At 69.6% G+C, this 2,915-nt stretch carries 2 protein-coding genes; both read right to left on the bottom strand.

Features of this window, described 5'->3' with window-relative positions; translation table 11 throughout:
* Nucleotides 1-225: 225 nt before the first annotated feature.
* Nucleotides 226-954 carry an alpha/beta hydrolase gene (locus LE548_RS44640; protein WP_308031223.1) on the bottom strand — a complete coding sequence of 243 codons (729 nt, stop codon included), beginning with the start codon at nucleotides 952-954 and terminating at the stop codon, nucleotides 226-228.
* A gap of 113 nt (nucleotides 955-1,067) precedes the next feature.
* Nucleotides 1,068-2,915 (bottom strand): helix-turn-helix transcriptional regulator (locus tag LE548_RS44645; RefSeq protein ID WP_225102767.1); only part of this gene is annotated, 1,848 nt, incomplete at its 5' end.

The raw sequence follows: 2,915 nt of genomic DNA on the forward strand, positions 1-2,915 counted from the left end.
CAATGGTTCCGGTCAAGAGAGCGGCGATCCGACGCGCAGGCGGTCTGGCCGGTGAGATCATGCTGGTGCCTTTACCGAGGGACGTCTGTGGCCGGATAAGTGTCGCAGGGGTGGCCGAATTCGGATTCCGGTGGGTGCCCGCAAGATGGCCCATACCGGCACCTTCCGTTCCGATGCATGCCATAGGGCTCTGCGCGAAGACGTGTGATCACCTTTTTCCCCTGCTCAGAAGGGCTGTCCAAGCTCTTCGCCGTCGCCGCGACCGGTGCCCTGTTCGGCGGCTTCCCGGATCATCGCCACGACGGCGGCGGGCTGCGACAGCACCACTGCGTGCGAGCCGTTCAGCAGGTATTCGGTGGCCGCCATGCGCTGTGCCATGAAGCGCTGAGCGGTGGGGTTGAGCATCCGGTCGGCGGTCGCGATGGCGTACCAGGACGGCTTGGAGGCCCATGCCGGCGGGCCAGATCTGGAGGTCAGCGCGCGCTGGGCGATCGGGCGTTGCGCCACGGACATCACATTCATCACGTGGGGCGGCAGGTCGGCGGCGTACACCTGCGGGAACCGTTCCTTGCTGATGTAGAGCTCGCGGTCCGGGCCGCCGGGAAGCTGCGCCGGAAGGTCGGCGGTGACGATCGCGTCGGCCCCCGGCGCGGGGGCGAAGCGGTGCGTGATGTCCAGGACGCACTCGCCGGTGTCGAGGCCGAACGCTGCGACGTAGCACAACGCCACGACGTTGTCGGCGTCGGTGGCGGCCTGCGTGATGACCGCGCCGCCGTAGCCATGGCCGACCAGGACGACAGGGACATCGATGTCATGCACAACTTTTTTGATGTAGGCAGCGTCATGGGTCAGGCCGCGCAGCGGGTTCGCCGGGGCGCGCACGGTCGAACCGGCCGTGTGAAGGAGGCTGATGACCCCGGCCCAGGATGAGGCATCGGTGAACGCCCCGTGCACAAGCACGATGGTGGGCGGTGGGGGGATAGGTGGCATGGCGGTGCCCTCCGATTGAGTTCGCCGTCCCAGCCAAGTGGGTTCAGGCACGGAGAGGCATCGCGTGAACGTACCAATCATCCACAGGTCCGCTCAGTGTCGGGCAAGGCCATGACCAGGTTGGCGAGCTGGACCCGGGAGTTCACCACCAGCTTGCGGAAGGCGGAAGTCAGGTGTGTGTTGACCGTGTGCGGGGAGACGACGAGCAGGTCGGCGGCCGACCGGTTGGTGTGGCCCTCGGCGATCAGGCGCGCGACCTTCTTCTCCGAGGCCGTGAGGGCGCCCCATCCCTGGACGGGGCGTTGCTTGGTCACTGCCCTGCCGCTGCCGGCCCCCGCACCGTCCAGGTCACGCCGCAGGCGGGCCGCTACGGCGTGGGCGCCTGACTCGGCGAACATGCCATGGGCCTGAGTCAGGGCGGCCACCGCCTGAGGTCTCCGGCCCGCTGCGAGGAACGCCTGTCCGAGATCGGCGTAGGCGGCGGCCCGGACCAGCGGGCGAGGACTTGCCTTGAGAAGTGCTACGGAGTGTTCGAGCATGGCGAGATCGTTTTTCACGAGCCCGAGGGCCTGTGCCGCGATGCCCGTGGCGGTCGGCACGGCGGGGTTGCGTTCGGCGTGGGTCTGGGCCTGTGCTGCCAGGTCCTCGGCGAGCTCGTGCTCCGCGCCGCGCAGGGCCATGCGTATCGCGGAGTCGACCCAGTCGCGCAACAGCCGCCAGCGCATGAAGAAACCTTCTTGCTGTACTTGTCGGATCTTGTCGACTGCAAGCCCGATGTCCCCGTCGGCCTCTGCGTGGACCGCCTCCAGGAAGCGCACCGCGGCCGTGTTGCCCGGGTTCGGTTTGACCGCCAGTCTTTCCTGCGCCGCGGCCAGGTGCTCCCGCGCCGCTTCCCGGTCGCCGCGCAGCAGGGCGGTCCGGGAGCGGATCACACGAGCGTTCACCTGCTGGACGGGTACCTGTACGTCGTCTTCCAGGCGTTCCATGGTCACGAAGTCGGCGTCGGCGTCATCGAGTCGGCCGAGCCCCAGATCGTGCTGGCCCTGTGCCCACAGCAGCATCGCCTGACGCATCGACCCGGCGTTGTCCGCTGCTTGCAGGAGCAGCCGTGCGCTGGACGCGAAGTCGTCCACGTGCAGGTGCGCGACGATCTCTTCCGGAAGGAAAGCGGAATCGATGGCGCTGAGCGCGGCGAAGCGCTCCAGCGCGACCGCGTTGTCACCCGCGTTCTGCGCGATCTCGCCGAGCCCGGACAGGGCCAGGACGTGCGCCTCCCGGTCACCGATCGCGGTGGCGGCACGCAGCGCCGTCTCGCCGGCCTCACGCGCCGCGACAAGATCATGCCCCCGGGACAGAGCCAGCGCCCGCAGGGCGGCAAGCCTCGCCCCGGCCTCCGGGGCGCCGCCTTCGACGGCGAGGGCCGATTCGGCCCGGCGGCGCAGCTCCTCGGCGAGATCCAAGCTCCACAGCGTCCCGCCGAGAGCGGCCTGCAGCCGGCTGAACACCTCCAGCGACGGTCGGCAGGCCAGCAGCCGGTCTCCGGTCGACAGGGCTTCTTGACTCCTGCCGGCCCGGGTCAGGAAGAGGATCGCCTGCTCACCCACATCGAACCTCAGCGGCCGCGCGGACGGCACCAGTTCCAGAGCATGCGTCATCAGGTCGGCCGCGAGCCCCGGCGTGACCGGCAGCACATCCTCAGCAGCTCGCCGCAGCAGCGCCACGGCCTCCTCGTCTCCGGGCAGGGCACCCCTGAGGATGTGCGGCACCGCGTCGATCGGCCGGCGGCCCACGGAGACGAGGTGGCCGGCAGCCTCCCGGTGCAGGACCTTCCGGGCGGACGGCGGGACGTCGACGTAGACGGCCTGGCGCAGCAGATCGTGCCGGAAGACCAGATCGTCGCCGTCGTCGTCCAGGAGCCCGGCGCG

Source organism: Streptomyces sp. CoH27, assembly GCF_020181035.1.
Classification (GTDB): domain Bacteria; phylum Actinomycetota; class Actinomycetes; order Streptomycetales; family Streptomycetaceae; genus Streptomyces; species Streptomyces camelliae.